General features: G+C 70.9%; 14 protein-coding genes and 1 pseudogene. 5 read left to right on the top strand and 10 right to left on the bottom strand.

Going from position 1 to position 15134, the window contains the following annotated elements:
* Positions 1–45: 45 nt before the first annotated feature.
* From amrb99_RS10755 to amrb99_RS10725, 7 genes are all read right to left on the bottom strand, one after another.
* Positions 46–2406, bottom strand: a complete 2361-nt coding sequence (locus amrb99_RS10755) for a phosphoketolase (RefSeq protein WP_190855533.1) — start codon at positions 2404–2406, stop codon at positions 46–48.
* Between the two features lie 248 nt (positions 2407–2654).
* On the bottom strand, positions 2655–3512 hold the full coding sequence (locus amrb99_RS10750) for a universal stress protein (protein WP_190855442.1): 858 nt from the start codon (positions 3510–3512) through the stop codon (positions 2655–2657).
* Between the two features lie 502 nt (positions 3513–4014).
* Positions 4015–4638, bottom strand: coding sequence for a TetR/AcrR family transcriptional regulator (locus amrb99_RS10745; RefSeq protein ID WP_190855440.1), 624 nt, complete (start codon positions 4636–4638; stop codon positions 4015–4017).
* 67 nt (positions 4639–4705) lie between these two features.
* The gene (locus amrb99_RS10740; RefSeq protein ID WP_190855438.1) at positions 4706–5284 is read right to left on the bottom strand and encodes a hypothetical protein; all 579 of its coding nucleotides are present in this window, start codon (positions 5282–5284) and stop codon (positions 4706–4708) included.
* A gap of 102 nt (positions 5285–5386) precedes the next feature.
* Positions 5387–6835, bottom strand: a complete 1449-nt coding sequence (locus amrb99_RS10735) for a serine/threonine-protein kinase (RefSeq protein ID WP_190855436.1) — start codon at positions 6833–6835, stop codon at positions 5387–5389.
* A gap of 101 nt (positions 6836–6936) precedes the next feature.
* Positions 6937–7740 (bottom strand): class I SAM-dependent methyltransferase, encoded by an 804-nt coding sequence (locus amrb99_RS10730; protein ID WP_347256625.1) that lies wholly within the window; start codon positions 7738–7740, stop codon positions 6937–6939.
* A 2-nt stretch (positions 7741–7742) separates the two neighbouring features.
* On the bottom strand, positions 7743–8642 hold the full coding sequence (locus amrb99_RS10725; RefSeq protein WP_347256624.1) for an alpha/beta hydrolase: 900 nt from the start codon (positions 8640–8642) through the stop codon (positions 7743–7745).
* An 818-nt stretch (positions 8643–9460) separates the two neighbouring features.
* Between amrb99_RS10725 and amrb99_RS10720 the strand changes: the two genes are divergently transcribed.
* Both amrb99_RS10720 and amrb99_RS10715 read left to right on the top strand, forming a co-directional pair.
* Entirely contained in the window at positions 9461–9730 is a 270-nt protein-coding gene (locus amrb99_RS10720; protein WP_190855430.1) for a hypothetical protein, read from the top strand.
* Between the two features lie 98 nt (positions 9731–9828).
* Complete coding sequence (locus amrb99_RS10715; RefSeq protein ID WP_190855428.1) at positions 9829–10722, top strand: DMT family transporter; 894 nt, start codon at positions 9829–9831, stop codon at positions 10720–10722.
* A gap of 43 nt (positions 10723–10765) precedes the next feature.
* Here the strand turns inward: amrb99_RS10715 and amrb99_RS50910 are convergent, their stop codons facing one another.
* Entirely contained in the window at positions 10766–11053 is a 288-nt protein-coding gene (locus amrb99_RS50910) for a hypothetical protein (protein WP_241755421.1), read from the bottom strand.
* 415 nt (positions 11054–11468) lie between these two features.
* On the opposite strand from amrb99_RS50910, the gene amrb99_RS50045 reads away from it, so the two are divergent.
* Both amrb99_RS50045 and amrb99_RS50035 read left to right on the top strand, forming a co-directional pair.
* The gene (locus amrb99_RS50045) at positions 11469–11696 is read left to right on the top strand and encodes a molybdopterin cofactor-binding domain-containing protein (RefSeq protein ID WP_347256629.1); all 228 of its coding nucleotides are present in this window, start codon (positions 11469–11471) and stop codon (positions 11694–11696) included.
* Between the two features lie 263 nt (positions 11697–11959).
* A pseudogene (locus amrb99_RS50035) lies at positions 11960–12412 on the top strand (molybdopterin cofactor-binding domain-containing protein); the annotation flags it as partial.
* Here the strand turns inward: amrb99_RS50035 and amrb99_RS10705 are convergent.
* Positions 12409–13743: a cytochrome P450 gene (locus amrb99_RS10705; protein WP_190855425.1), complete on the bottom strand. Its 1335-nt coding sequence runs from the start codon at positions 13741–13743 to the stop codon at positions 12409–12411. The pseudogene amrb99_RS50035 and the gene amrb99_RS10705 overlap by 4 nt on opposite strands.
* 121 nt (positions 13744–13864) lie before the next feature.
* On the opposite strand from amrb99_RS10705, the gene amrb99_RS10700 reads away from it, so the two are divergent.
* The gene (locus amrb99_RS10700; RefSeq protein ID WP_190855423.1) at positions 13865–14518 is read left to right on the top strand and encodes a TetR/AcrR family transcriptional regulator; all 654 of its coding nucleotides are present in this window, start codon (positions 13865–13867) and stop codon (positions 14516–14518) included.
* Between the two features lie 61 nt (positions 14519–14579).
* Here the strand turns inward: amrb99_RS10700 and amrb99_RS10695 are convergent, their stop codons facing one another.
* Entirely contained in the window at positions 14580–15023 is a 444-nt protein-coding gene (locus tag amrb99_RS10695) for a winged helix-turn-helix transcriptional regulator (protein ID WP_190855422.1), read from the bottom strand.
* Positions 15024–15134 lie beyond the last annotated feature (111 nt).

Genomic DNA, 15134 nt, shown 5'->3' with positions numbered 1-15134 from the left:
CCGCGAGGGACGCGCCCGATCCCGGATGGCGCACCACCAAGCGCTTCAGTACGGCCAGGCCCAGTCGCGGACTTCCGGTGCGTCCTCGCCGTGCTCACGCGTGTACGCGCGCAACCGCAGCCGCTCGTCCAGCATGCACTGCCGCACGTTCGCGACCCGGCTGCCGAGCGAGGGCACGCGGTCGATGACGTCCACGACGAGGTGGAAGCGGTCCAGGTCGTTCAGCATCACCATGTCGAAGGGCGTGGTGGTGGTGCCCTCCTCCTTGTAGCCGCGGACGTGCAGGTTGTGGTGTCCGTGGCGGCGGTAGGCGAGCCGGTGGATCAGGTACGGGTAGCCGTGGAACGCGAAGATGACGGGCTTGTCGGCGGTGAACAGGGCGTCGAACTCGACGTCGGGCAGCCCGTGCGGATGCTCCTCGACGGGCTGTAGGCGCATGAGATCGACGACGTTGACGACGCGGACGCGCAGGTCCGGGAAGAAGCGCCGCAGCAGGTCGACCGCGGCGAGGGTCTCCAGGGTGGGGACGTCGCCGGCGCAGGCCAGGACCACGTCGGGGTCGGCGCCGCCATCCGTGGAGGCCCATTCCCAGATGCCGATGCCGCGCGTGCAGTGCGCGATCGCCTGGTCCATCGGCAGCCACACCGGGGCGGGCTGCTTGCCGGCGACGATGACGTTGACGTAGTCGCGGGAGCGCAGGCAGTGGTCGGCGACCGAGAGCAGGGTGTTGGCGTCCGGCGGCAGGTAGACGCGGGTGATCTCGGCCTTCTTGTTCAGCACCACGTCCAGGAATCCGGGGTCCTGGTGGGTAAAGCCGTTGTGGTCCTGCCGCCAGACGTGCGAGGACAGCAGGTAGTTCAGCGACGCGATGGACCGCCGCCACGGTAGGTGCCGGGTGACCTTGAGCCATTTCGCGTGCTGGTTGAACATGGCGTCGACGATGTGGATGAACGCTTCGTAGCTGTTGAACAGCCCGTGCCGCCCGGTCAGCAGGTAGCCCTCCAGCCAGCCCTGGCACAGGTGCTCGCTGAGCACCTCCATGACCCGGCCGTGCGGCGCCTGGTGCTCGTCGGTGTCGCGCCTGTCGCCTTCGAACACGCGGTCGGTGACCTCGAAGACGGCGCCGAGCCGGTTGGAGGCCGTCTCGTCCGGCCCCATGATCCGGAAGGTCCGCGGGTTCGCGGCGACGACGTCGCGCAGGTAGCCGCCGAGGACGCGGGTGGCCTCGGCGGTGGCGGTGCCGTGCTCGTCCACCGGCACGGCGTAGGCGCGCGGGTCGGGCAGGTCGAGGGGGCGCAGCAGCAGCCCGCCGTTGGCGTGCGGGTTGGCGCTCATCCGCCGGTTCCCCGACGGCGCGAGGTCGCGCAGCGCGGGGACCGGCCGTCCGGCGTCGTCGAAGAGCTCCTCCGGACGGTAGGAGCGCAGCCAGGCCTCCAGCTCCGCCAGGTGCTCGGGGTCGTCGCGGACTCCGGCGAGCGGCACCTGGTGGGCGCGCCACGTGCCCTCCACGGGCAGGCCGTCGACCTCCTTGGGCCCGGTCCACCCCTTCGGCGTCCGCAAGATGATCATCGGCCAGCGGGGGCGGTCGGTCGCCTCTTCCGCACGGGCGGCGCGCTGGATGCGGGCGATCTCGTCCAGCGCGCGGTCGAGCGCCGCCGCCATGTCCCGGTGGAGGATCGCCGGATCATCGCCGGAGACCACGATCGGGGCGTGTCCGTACCCCTCGAACAGCCTGACCAGCTCTTCCTCGGGGATGCGGGCGAGCACGGCCGGATTGGCGATCTTGTAGCCGTTCAGGTGCAGGATCGGCAGCACCGCGCCGTCGTTCACCGGGTCGACGAACTTGGTGGAATGCCAACTGGTCGCGAGCGGCCCGGTCTCGGCCTCCCCGTCCCCGACGATGCACGCCACCACGAGGTCCGGGTTGTCGAACGCGGCGCCGTAGGCGTGCGCGAGGGAGTAGCCGAGCTCGCCGCCCTCGTGGATCGACCCCGGCGTCTCCGGCGCGACATGGCTCGGGATGCCGCCGGGGAAGGAGAACTGCCGGAACAGCGCCCTCATACCTTCGGCGTCCTGGGACACGGCGGGATAGACCTCGCTGTAGGTGCCCTCCAGCCAGGCGTTGGCGACCGCGGAGGGCCCGCCGTGCCCGGGCCCCATGATGTAGACGGCGTCCAGATCACGGGCCTTGATCACCCGGTTCAGGTGGACGTAGCAGAAGTTCAGCCCCGGCGAGGTGCCCCAGTGCCCGAGGAGCCGGGGCTTGATGTGCTCCGGTCGCAGCGGCTCACGCAGCAGCGGATTGTCCAGCAGGTAGATCTGCCCGGCCGACAGGTAGTTGGCCGCTCTCCAGTAGGCGTCGATCGACGCGAATCCGGTGCCGGTCGACGCCGGCTCGGTTTCGATCGACTGGCCGTTGGGGGTGGTCGTGGACGTCACCGTTCCTCCTCGAGGTCGCTGGCCCAAGCGCACCACGGGGCAGGCCGCGCACGGCAGGGCCGAAGGTCACACGTCCCGTCGATGCGCGGGAACCGGCGCCCTGCCGCTCCCCCGGGAAACGGTCTCCTAGTCGTAGCCGCGGCGCGTTGCCGTACGTCACGCTCGCGGCTGAAGGGGCGCTGGGGACGCGACCCCGGCGGATACTTCGAACGACCTCAGGTGGAAGGGACCACGGCGACGGGGCAGTGCGCGTGGTGGATCGCGCCGTGCGCCGCGGAGCCGAGCCGAGGCGCCGTCCACGACCGCGTGTGGGCGCCCACCACGACCAGGCGGGCCCCGAGCGAAGCGTTCGACAGGGCGGTCACCGGGTGGGCCAGGACCACTTCGGAAACCACTTCGACCTGCGGGTACTTCGCCTGCCAGGGCGTGTACGCCGCGGTGAGGCGGTCGAGGAACTCCCGCTCCACCCGTTCCACCTTGTCCCGGTCGGGGGCGAAACCCGCCTCGACGAGGGTCTGCGAGACGCGCCAGGCGTGCATGACCCGCAGTGGCGCGCCGTTCAGGGCGGCCGCGTCGAACGCGTGGTGCAGGATCGCGTCCGCGTCCTTCTGCAGGTCGAGCCCGACGACGACCTCCCCCTGCTCGTCGGCCGTCCCGCGCACGATGACCACCGGAATCGCGCAGCGCGCGGCCAGCCGCAGGCTGACGGATCCCAGCATGAGACCGGCGAACCCGCCGAGCCCCCGATGGCCCACGACGACCTCGAAGGCGCCCGCGGTCTGTTCGATCAGGCCGTGCGGCGCGTCGTCCGAGACGAGCGCCGTGCTGACCTCCAGGTCGGGCCACTGCTCCCGGACGCGCTCGGCCACGGCGGCGAGAACGCCGTGCCCCACCCGGGACATGAGACTGATCGTCTCCGCCGGTGCGAACAGCGGCGCGCCGTACGGGAAGTTCTCGACGGCGTGGACGATGTGGAGACGCCGGTGGCGCAGGCTCGCCTCGGCGGCCGCCCATTCCACGGCCCGGTCCGCGTGCTCGGATCCGTCGACGCCTACGACGATGGGCTGTGACATGTTCTCCTCGCGTTTCCCAGACGCTCACGTCGATCGGTGCGCGCCCGTCCGACGGGACCCCATGTGTCCAGACTCGCGCCCGTCCGCGGCTCCCTCCAGGGACGAAAGTCCTGGTCGCGCGGCATCGGCGCCCCATGGCCGAGGCCTTCCTGCCGTGTCAGCGACCAGGGAGAACGGACGTGACCCAGTCTTTGCGGGCCCGGTTCGGTTGCACGCCCGCGCGGCGGGCAAGGCGAGCTTCGGAACAGGAACTCCGCTCTAGGGAGCACAGGGAGATCCGACGAGCCGCGCGGCATGAGCGCAGAGCGCCCGCCCCCTTGGAGCGGAGTTCCAGCGGCCGGCCTCGGACCGGTCGAGGACGACCCGTCGACTGGCCCCGGGCTGGTGGGTGGCCCTGGGCGTCCTCGCCGCGCGCTTCCGCGCCCGACGCGGATCACACCCGGCATGACTCACGCACTCTACGACCGCAGCCAATGCCGTGCGTTAACCAGGCCGGCCGATTTCAGCCATGCGGAGCCTGTGCCGGCGTGAGCCGCTCGGCGAGCTGATTGAAGTAGTGACGGTACAAGCCCCGCAGGTCGACGTCCTGAGGGGAGAACAGCCATTGGGTGTGGGCGCCGTGCATGAACGCGATGACTTCTGCGGCGGTGAGGTCGGGATCGGTGTCGGCACGAACCGTGCCGGCCTCTTTCGCCTCGCGCAGGCGGTCGCTCAGCACCCGACGGACGGCTTGCAGGCGTGCCTCGAAGTACTCGAAGGGCTCCCCGCCTTCGACGACGCTCTCCCCGCCGACCACTGTCTCGAAGCGCACCAGACTCGGGTGGTCGAGCAGTGTGCTCGCCAGATCCGCCATGTGGCGAACGGACTCGATGATGTCGGCGCCGGTCATGCGGGCAAGAGCGTCGGGGACGATGTTGTCGCGGTGGCGCAGCACGTCGGCCAGCAACTCCGCTTTAGAGGCGAAGTAGCGCGCCACACCGATTTCGGTGAGCCCTACCCGGGCCGCGATTTCGGCCAGGGTCGTGCCCTGGTAGCCCTCGGCGGCGAACGTCTCAAGTCCCGCGTCCAGGATCTGCTCGCGGCGAGCGACGCGAAGCGCCTGCCTTTCTTCCTTGCTGATCGGCACTCCTGAAGGGTACGCCGTTGGCTCACGTCATCGCCATCGGCTTACCCGTCTCGTCTGCCGCCAGGCGTTATCCAAGGAGTTGCTCGACTGCGCACCCGGCCAGCGGATCCGGCCAATCCTGGGGCAGGAGCGGGCAGTTCACCCGGCCGCTCAGCACATCCGGCAAGAACTCGGTGAGCGAACCACGGTACCGCCACTGCATGAACTGACCGACCAGCATCACCGTCCAATCCGACGGATCGTCTTCCACCAGCCAGAATCCGAATACCGGTCCGATGTCGCTGATTCCCCAGGGGAAGACATTCTCGCCGCCGGTCGGCGCCAGCGTCCGCGAACGCGTGGTGACGGGATCGAATTCGATGATCTCCTCCGCCGGGCCCCAGTGCCAGCATATGTCGAAGATGCCCCAGGAATGCCGCAGGTCGAACCACCCCCATGATTCCATGAGATCGAAGTCCGGCGGGCCCGCGGGGTGGCGGATGCGGAGGAACTCATCGATGATCAGCGCCGGGTAGAGCGCAGCGAACTCTCGATAGTCGGCTGGAAATTCCAGGCCGGTCCGCGCACGAACCTCGGACCATTCTATGTCGGGCACCGGAACTTCAGGCGCGCCGAGCAATTCCTCGGGCCAGGATGGGGGCGTCATGGAGGATCGGACTTCCTTGGTCGCCGGGACCGAAAACGCGAGGGGCGATGAGAAGCAGGTGACCGTTCGGGCGCTCGGCGTCTCGCCGGGCACCCTGCGCGGTCAGGGGGCCGGCCTCCAGCGCTGTGAGGCGTACCGGGCGAAGGTCTCGGCGAGCACCGAGCGCGAGGCGTCCAGCAGGCGGGTCTCGACGAGGAGCGCCCAGCCGGTCTCCGGATCCTGCTGGAACCATGACAGGGCTCTGTGCTGCGCGGACACCCCGGCGTACGGCCGGACAATGACGCTTTTCCGGCCGAGCCGGCCGATGCGCCCGAAGGCGATCTGGTCGATGTCGGTCCACGCGTAGGAGACGCGGCTCGCGCCGGTGCGCAGTTCCAGGCCCTGGCGGTCGATCCGCAGCCCGTCACGGGTCGGGTCGTACTTCGACGACCGGATGAACCAGCGCACGAACAGCGGGACGGCGACGGCCATGAACAGGAGCCCGATGCCCTGCCTGTTGATCACCGCTCCGACGGCCGCCACCATGAGCATCACCGCGCCGACGATGAGCAGCGGGTTGGGGAGCGGCGCGCGAACGGGAACGACGACTCCGGACGCGCGGGGCGCGGTGGCGGTCCCCCGTGCGGCCGGCCGGGGCGTGCTCCGCACCTCCGTCTGCGTCCGCGTCGCGGTCTGTCCCGAGGCCACGGTCTGGGCCCTTTCGAGCACGAGGGTTCGCGCAGGTCCGGGGAGCCAGTCCTCCGTGAGGTCGGTGCCGGTGAGCGCGGAGAGGAGGCCGTCGGTGTCCGGCCGCTGCTCGGGGTCCTTGGCGAGGCACTCCGCCACGATTCCGCGGATACCGTCGGGAAGGCCGGACAGGTCGGGTTCCTGGTGGACGACGCGGTACAGCAGCGCGGTCGGCGGCCCGTCGCCGAAGGGACGCACCCCGGCGGCGAAGCACAGCACCGCCCCGAAGGCGAACACGTCGGTCGCCGGGCCGACCGGCTCGCCGGTGACCTGCTCGGGCGCCATGTACCCGGGCGTGCCGACGGCGCCGCCCGCCCGGGTGAGCGCGGTCACGTCGGCCGCCCGGGCGATGCCGAAGTCGATGACGCGGGGACCGTCGTCGGCGATCAGGATGTTGGACGGCTTGAGGTCGCGGTGCACCAGATCCGCGCCGTGCACGGCTTCCAGTGCCTCGGCGATCCCCGCGCCGAGCACTCGCAGGGTCGGCTCGGGCAGCGGTCCGTGCGCGGCGACCAGCTCCATCAGCGAGGGCCCGGGGACGTAGGCCGTGACCAGCCACGGCGGGTCGGCGTCGGGATCGGCGTCCACCACGGGCGCGGTGTGGAAGCCGCCCACCCGCCGCGCCGCCTCGACCTCCTGGCCGAACCGGCGCCGGAACAGCGGGTCGGCCGCGAGCTCGGGCCGGACGACCTTCACCGCCACCGGCCGTCCGCCCGGCGACCGGCCGAAGAACACCTCTCCCATGCCGCCGCCGCCGAGCCTGCCCGACAGCCGGTAGCGCCCCACCGTCCGCGGGTCCCCTGGAGCCAGCGGTGTCACCGTCATCCCATCGTCCCGTCATGATCATGGACGCTGGAAACCCTACCGGGCCGCCACCGCACCCCCTTCCGCTGGCCGAATGCGGCCACCCGGCGTCTTTCGCATGGTCACCGCGGCTCCGTGGCCTGGCGGCGTGCCGTGACGATCCACGCACGCGAGTCGAAGAAGACGCCGCTGCCGGTGTCGTGGGCGGCCAGGGCGGCACGTAGCCGCGTGCGTGCTTGTTCGACCGTCCCGGGATCGAGGTCGTTCAGCACGTCTGTGCCCCAAAGACGGAGCACATTATCGAAGGCAGTGGCGGTGTCCGGGCCGTAGTAGACGGGCTCGTGCACGTCGGTGAAGCCGACTTCCGTGAAGCCCGCCGCCTCCAGGAGGCTCTCGGTGCGAGCCGGGTCGGCGAGCGAGAACGGGTCCGGGCTGCCGACGGGAGGGGCGGGCGTCGGGGTCGCGGCAGTGTGCGGCCGGCGGATCGCGGAGGCCCATTCGTTGTGGTCGCGGTCCTGCCACACGAGCAGCACCAGCCGCGCCGCCGGGCGGAGAGCCCGCCCTATATTGGTGAACGCGGCGACCGGGTCGGCGAAGAACATCGTTCCGAACCTGCTGATGGCGAGGTCGAAATGCGCCGGCGGGAAGGGATGGATCTGGGCGTCCGCCTGTTGGTAGGTGATGTTGCGCAGACCCTGATCGTCGCTGAGCCGACGGGCGCGTTCGAGCATTCTCGCGGAGAGATCGATCCCTACCGCGCTTCCGTTGACGGCTGCGCGGGCGGCCTCGCGCGTGGACTGTCCCGTGCCACACCCGATGTCGAGGACACGGTCTTCAGGGCCGACGCGGGCGGCAGCGCGGAAGAGTTCGTTGTGCAGGCGAAGCTCTGCGTCGTAGTCGAACAGGTCGCTGTGGTCGGACGTCACCGTCACCGGATCCTCTCGTCTGCGCCGGGTGGGACGGCGCCGCAGGCGCTTGCGGTGTGCCGAATCAGCGCCGGTACGAACACGTCCCACAGCGGCCTGGGCAGGTCGTGTCCCGCCCCCTCCAGGACGAGCAACTTCGCGCCGGGAATCGCGTCGCGCAACGCCTGCCCGTGCGGAAGCGGAAGAGCCGGGTCGCGGTTACCGTGCACTACGAGGGTCGGGGCCGTGATGTCGCCGAAGTCGCGGGCCGCCCCGTCGAAGTCCATCGCGTAGTGGTTGGTGAGGGTCGAGGCGATGTCGCGGGTCCTAGCCACGTCCCGCTCGACCAGCGCTCGCGTGGCGGTTTCGTCGAAGAAGGGAGAGTCACCCGAATAGGCCTTGGCCGATGCGACGACGAAGTCCACCACGGCGGCGCGATCGGACGGGTCAGGGGCGGCGGGAACATTATCGGCGAACCCCTTCGACGGCGGCGGGAGGCCATCCTCGCCTGTGGAGGAGGAGACGAACGTCTGGGACACGACCCGGTCGGGGTGGTCCACTCCGAGAATGAGCCCGATCCCGCCTGCCATGGACCGGCACACGACGTGCGCGCGCTCCACCTCCAATGCGTCCAGGACGCCGAGCGCGTCCTCGGCCAGGTCCGTGAACTCGTAGCCGGGCCGCCCGGGCGGGTAGCAGGTGGACCTGCCGGTGTCCCGGTTGTCGTAGCGGATCACGAACCGGTCGCCGCGCGCGATCCGCTCGCACAGGTCGGCCTCCCACCACAGCATCGAGGCGGCCGCGCCGTCGACGAGCAGGACCGCGGGTTTCGCGGGGTCCCCGAAGGTCTCGACGCACAACTCGACGTCGCTCAGCTTGACGAGCTTCTCGCCGTTAGAGAGATAATGGGTCACGATCGCCACGCTAGGCCCGGATGCTCATCGACGAAAGAGATGATTTCCGATTGACCCGATCGCGGAGAACCATGCTCACACCCGCGACTCATGGCTGCTGCCGCTGGTCGTGCGCAGGCTTCGGAACGAGCGCCCCGGCTGCGCCATCTTCCCTGACGGCCCCGTGTCTCTGACCCGGCTCGACGACGCGCCGATGGTGGCGCACCCGCCGATCTGCGACCAGGCCCGGGTGGAATCGGCGCTCGCACGCCGGGGCCTGCACCCGCTCCCCTCTCGTCGCACGAACGATCGAGATCGCCGTGGAGATCGCAAGCGAGATCGCCCGCGGAGCACCGTGCACTTCATGAGGGTGGAGAAGCGAGTGGCGCTCCGGCGTCCGATCGGACATGATCATCGATGACGTCGCCAATGACAGTATGGAGGGATACCGCTGATTTCCGCGGCCCTTCCCAGCTATAAAGGGAAGACCCTCGACGCGGTCAGCAGGGAACGGCAAGGTACCGCCCCCTCCTACACCACCGTCTTCCGTTCCCTGACCGACGGCCACGCCTTCGATGGCGAGTCCTACTCCGGCACCTGGATCGTCTGCACCCAGACAGAGAACGCTGCAAGCAGAACGGTCGAGTTCGGGATGCTTCCACCGCAGGCGCCCTGCCCCGCGGACGGCCGTGTCACGGCCTGGCCAACCGTCCCCGACCTGGAACGGGTCGTCTGCCGTCAGGATCCGCCCGCCGGCGAAAGCATGCGCACCCACTACGGAGAGGCGCTGTCGGTGGTCTTCGTGGATCCGGCGGGGCCATGTGATCAATAGCGTTCGGGAGCAGGTCTTGCGCGATCCGCATCTACCGCCGGATGAGCGAGCCGCCATCGGCAAGCGGTTCACACGGCTCTGCCGGCGCCTGATCATCGGAGCCTTCGCCCTCATTCCTCCACTAGTAGGATTGATCTTCCTCAACGACAAGATGCAATCGGCAGTGCTGCTTTGGCTTGGTCGAGGCATCTGCCTTTGCATCGTGCTCCTTGTGGTCTTGAGTCTCGTCGCGGCTTTGATCGGGGCATGGGTCATGTACGACCCCGACGACCGACCCGAGCCGTGAAACACGTGTGATGTGGAGAGCCGATGAGCACTGGCGCCGGAAGGAGACCGAGTCAGCCTCAGGTGCCTGAGTGGGTGCGGCGGTGGCCGGGTGTCTGCATGGGCGTCGGGGCGCTGGCGGTGTCGGCGTCGGCGGTGCTGCTGCACCTGGCCCACGTTTCTCCAGGGACCGCCTCGTTCTACCGGTGCGTGCTGGCGCTGCCGCTCCTGGTCCCGTTGGCGCTGGCGGAACGCCGCCACGGCCGCCCGGGCCGGCGAACCGTGGCGCTGGCGTGGGCGGCGGGCGTGCTGCTGGCGGGCGACATGCTGCTGTGGACCCAGGCCATCCCCGAAGCCGGCGCGGGGATCTCGACGGTGGTCGTGAACATGCAGGTGCTGCTGGTGCCGCTGCTGGCGCTGGTGGTCGACCGTGAGTCGCCGGGACGCCGGTTCGCCCTGGCGCTGCCGCTCCTGCTGGCCGGCCTCGTCCTGACCGCCGGGCTCGTCGGCGGCGCGATGGGCACCGACCCGCTCACCGGCGCGCTGCACGCGGTCATGGCCGCGGCCTGCTACTCGGGGTTCCTCTTCCTGCTCCGGCGAACCGGCGAAGGCGGGCTGACCCGGCAGACCTACCTGCACGTGATCGTCGCGGCCGCCGTCGCGTCCCTGGCGATCGGCGCGGTCTGGCACGGCGTCGACCTCGCTCCCGGGTGGTCCCCCATCGGCTGGCTGTTGGCGGTCGCGGTCCTGGGCCAGGTCCTGGGCTGGCTTCTGGTCGCACTGGCCACGCCGTCGCTTCCCGCGCACGTCGGCGCGACGCTGCTGCTTCTCACCCCGGTGGGCGCGGTCGGACTCGGTGCCATCGTGCTGGCCGAACGTCCCACGCTCGTCCAGCTGGCCGGCTGCGCCCTCATCCTGGCCAGCGGCTACCTCGCCGCCACCCGGCCCTCCGGCGACCATCGCGAACCTGACCGGCTCAGCCCGGACGAGCGAAGCGGGGCGAACTCGCTCTGACCACGGCCCGAGACCCGGGCCTCACCACCGTCCAGGCACGGTGTCACCCGCTGAAGGCGCCGGCGGGCTCGGTGCCGCTACGGAGCGCGTCGCGGCACGGTACCCGGCCGCGGGACCGGCGCGTCGCGATGCCCGCCGCCCGGACCAGCCGGCGGCCGAGGGCCAGGACCCGGTCGACGCGGACCGGCTCGCCGGATCCGGTGATGCTGAGCGCCAGCAGCGCGCGGGCGGTCGGGTCGAAGACCGGCGCGGCGATCGCCTTGAACACGATCTCGTCGGAGCCCGCCAGGCCGTCGAAGAGCACGAGCATCTCGTCGGTCGCCCGCAGCACCTCCGTGAGATTCCGTTCCGCGCCGTCATCGGTCGGTTCCGCGCGGATTGGCGCCGCGCGTCCGCGACGGCTACTTCGTCGAGCCGACGGTCGTGGCCGACGTGGATCCGGCGAGCGAGGCCCCCACCCGGGAGTGTCGACTACAAGGCGGCGCACGAGTGCGCGGAGCGTGTGCACCCCGCCTATCCTCGCAACCTCGCCGGGCGCCCGGTGGACGACCTCGCGGACGTCTTCGCACGGGCGGCCCATGTGGCGAGGGAGACCGTCTACCAGCAGAGCTACGCGGCCGTGCCCATGGAGACGCGCGGCCTGGTCGCGGAGTGGTCGCCGTCCAGCGGCGAGATGACGATCTGGGCGTCGACGCAGACGCCGCACGAGACGCGGCTGTTCTGCAGCCGGCTGCTGGGGCTGGACGATCACCGCATCCCGGGTCGTGATGCGCGACACCGGCGGCGGTTTCGGGCAGAAGGCCGTGCCGCAGCGCGAGGAAATGTGCGTGATGCTCGCGGCGCGCAAGATGCCCGGCCCGCTGAAGTGGATCGAGGACCGGCAGGAGAACCTCATCGCGGCGGGGCAGGGACGCCACGAGCACGGCGACGCCCGCATCGCCTTCGACGAGGACGGCCGGTGTTCTCCAACATGACCGGACGCACCGCCTACCGCGGCCCTGGCAGTTCGAGTCGGTGGCGCGCGAGCCGCTGGAGACCTCCGAGCACGCGCTGGACGTCCTGGACTACGAGGCGTTCCGCGAGGAGCAGGCGCGGGCTCGCGCCGAGGGCCGCTACCTGGGCGTCGGCACGTGCAGCTACATCGAGCCGACCAGGAGCGGCGTCGGCGTCCACGCCACCGAGGGCGCGACGATCCGGATCGAGCCGTCCGGCAAGGTGAACGTGCACCGGAGGGTCGAGCGGCAACAGCATCGAGACCACCGTCGTCCAGCTCGCCGCGGACGCCCTCGGCGTGGACATCGCCGACGTCAACACCGTCCAGGGCGACACCGCCCTCACGCCGTTCGGCGGCGGCACCGGCGGCAGCCGGTCCGGCTCGATGACCGCCGGAGCCATCGCCGAGACCGCGCCCGTCCTGCGGGAGCGCATCACGGCGATCGCCGCGCACCGGCTGGAGGCCTCCGTCGGCGACATCGAGCTCTCCGCCGGGCGGGCCCGGGTGCGCGGCACGCCGGGCGCCGAGATCGCCTCGATCGCCTGCTTTCAGAGACCGAGGGCCTGCCGCCCGGGCGCCGCGCTCGCCCGCCTGGAGGGCAGGATCGCCCTGGAGGAGATCCTGAAACGCTTCCCCACCTGGGAGGTCGGTCCTACGTCGGGGAGGCGCTGGGTCGGAGACGCCAACCAGGACTAGCCGGAGTGCACGGAGGAGGTGGTCGGTGGGGTGAAGCCGCACGGCAGGCGCTTGTACCCGTTGATGAATCCGGAGACGAGCCGGTCGGGCTCGCCGGCGGTGATGTCCGGCAGGCGGTCGAACAGCTCGCGGAACATGACGGTGATCTCCCGCCGGGCGAGGTTGGCGCCCAGGCAGAAGTGCGGGCCGGGACCGCCGAACCCGACGTGCGGATTCGGCGACCGGGTGATGTCGAAGCGATCGGGATCGGTGAAGACCGTCTCGTCGCGGTTGGCGGACCAGTAGAACAGCGTGACCCGCTCGCCCTTGCGGTAGGTGTGGCCGTTCATCTCGTGGTCGCGCGTCAGGTTGCGGCGCATGAAGATGACGGGGCTGCTGAAGCGCACGATCTCCTCGACCGCCCCCGCGATGCGCCCGTCGAAGTCGGCCAGCAGCAGCTCCCGCTGCTCGGGGTGCCCGGTGAACAGCCTCAGCCCGTGCGCGATCGCGTTGCGGGTGGTCTCGTTCCCCGCCACGACGAGCAGCAGGAAGAACGCGCCGAACTCGCGCGGGCTCAGCCGCTCCCCGTCGACGTTGGCGTTCACCAGCGCCGACGTCAGGTCACCGGTGGGCGCCGCCCGGCGCTCCCGCCCGAGCCGGGCGGCCAGCCGGTGCAGCCGCCACCCCGCCGACGCCACCGTGCCCAGCATGCGGAGCGTCGGGAGCCGTCCCATCGTCGGCCCGCCACCGCCGTACTCCACGGTGGCGCCGACGTACTCGGGGTCGCTGTAGCCGACGATGATGTTGGTCAGCTCCACCACGCGCCGGTGATGCCGGGCGGGAATGCCCAGCATGTCGCAGATGACCTCGACCGGGAGCCGCACCGCGGCCTGGGAGACGAAGTCGCCGCCGCCGGCCCGGATCAGCTCGTCCACGATCCGGGCGGCGCGCCGCGCGATGTCGTCCTCGGCCTTGGCGAGCATCTTGGGGCTGAACGCCCGGGAGACGATCCGGCGGATCTTGGCGTGCCGCGGGTCGTCCATGTCGATCATCGAGTTGAAGTACTTGTCCATCCAGCGGGGCATGTCCGCCGGGCTGGTCGCGCTGGGCTCGCTGCTGAAGATCTCCGGGTGGCGGCTGGCCTCGGTCACGTCGGCATGGCGGACCAGCGCCCAGGAACCGGGGCTCTGCGGGAGGAACGGCAGCTTGGGCAGGGTCATGAACACCGGTTCCGGCCGGGCGCGCAGATCCGCGAAGGCCCGTGCCCGCTCGTCCAGCGGCCGGGCCCAGAACCGCAGATCGCTCGGGTCGATGTCCGCCAGTGCCGGCTGTGGGGGGTTCTCCGTCGCCACCGGACCTCACGCTCCCGTCTCGCCGCGACGCTTTCTGGTGAGTCGGTTCACCAGAAATATCCGGTGTTCAGCGTCCTCAGCTTCGCGGGCCGCGTCAAGGGGATGCGGCAGAATCGGAGCCGTGACGCCCGAGACATCCCCCGCGCGCCCCTACCGCGGCGTTCCCGCCGACCAGCGCCGGGCCCGCCGCCGGGCCGCGCTGCTCGCGGCGGGGCTGCGGCTGCTGGGCACGCAGGGACTGGCGGCCACCACCGTGCGGAAGGTCTGCGCCGAAGCCGGGCTCAACGACCGCTACTTCTACGAGAGCTTCCCCGACCGCGACGCCCTGCTGCTGGCGATCGTCGACGACCAGGTCGCCCAGGGCACCGCCGTGATCCTCTCCGCCGCCCGCGAGGCCCCCCGCGACCCGCAGGCCCGCACCCGGGCCGTGGTGACGGCGGTGTTCGACTTCCTGACCACCGATCCGCGCCGCGCTCACATCCTCACCCGCGCGTTCCCGTCCTCTCCCCTGCTCCAGCAGCGGCGCGTCGAGATCGTCCGGACCCTGGCCGCCATCTTCGCCGCCCAGGCCCACGAGACGCTGGACCGCGCCCCCGTCCCCGGCACCGACCTGGAACTGACCGGCCTGACCCTCACCGCCGGCCTCTGGGACCTGTTCACCGCCTGGTTCCGCGGCGAGCTGGACATCGACCGCGACCACCTCATCGACTACACCGTGGCCCTGGTCCTGGCGACCACCGACCTGGCCGCCCCGCTCCACCACCGCCTCCGCTGACCGGAGCGAGCCCGTCCAGCGCTCCGGCCGCGCCGCCGCGCCGGCGCCGGCGGGACGCCGTTCAGCCGGTCCCGGTGTCGTACGCCGCGCGGTTCGCGATCACGTCGTCCATGTGGGTCTCGGCCCAGGTCTTCAGGCCGCGCACCATGCGGTGCAGCGAGACGCCCAGGTCGGTCAGCTCGTAGGTGACCGTGACGGGCACGGTGGGCACCACGGTGCGGCTGACGAGTCCGTCGCGCTCCAGCGAGCGCAGCGTCTGGGTGAGCATCTTCTGGCTGACGCCCGCCAGCATGCGCGACAGCTCCGAGTAGCGCATCGCCCGGGGTTCGCCCGCGCACTCGCCGTCCACCTGGCGCGGACCGCCGCTGCCGAGGGCGGAGAGGATCAGCGCGACCCATTTGCCGGAGATCCGGTTGAGGAGGTCGCGGCTCGGACACGCCGCGAGGAACGCGTCGTACTCCACCTTGGACCGTGCCCGCTGCTGGGCCGCCGTCGTCGTCGCCACTGCCCGCTCCTTCACGCCCTCAGGGTTCGATACGCACTTTCAGGTGCCTACTTCCTTTCAGAACGTTACTCCCCGAGGCTGGCCGAGGAGCCGCAAGGCCCTTTACCAGCA

Origin of the sequence: Actinomadura sp. RB99, from assembly GCF_014706005.1 — a bacterium.
In the GTDB taxonomy this organism is placed as follows: Bacteria; Actinomycetota; Actinomycetes; order Streptosporangiales; family Streptosporangiaceae; genus Spirillospora.
This window is presented reverse-complemented; position numbering and strand designations above follow the sequence as displayed.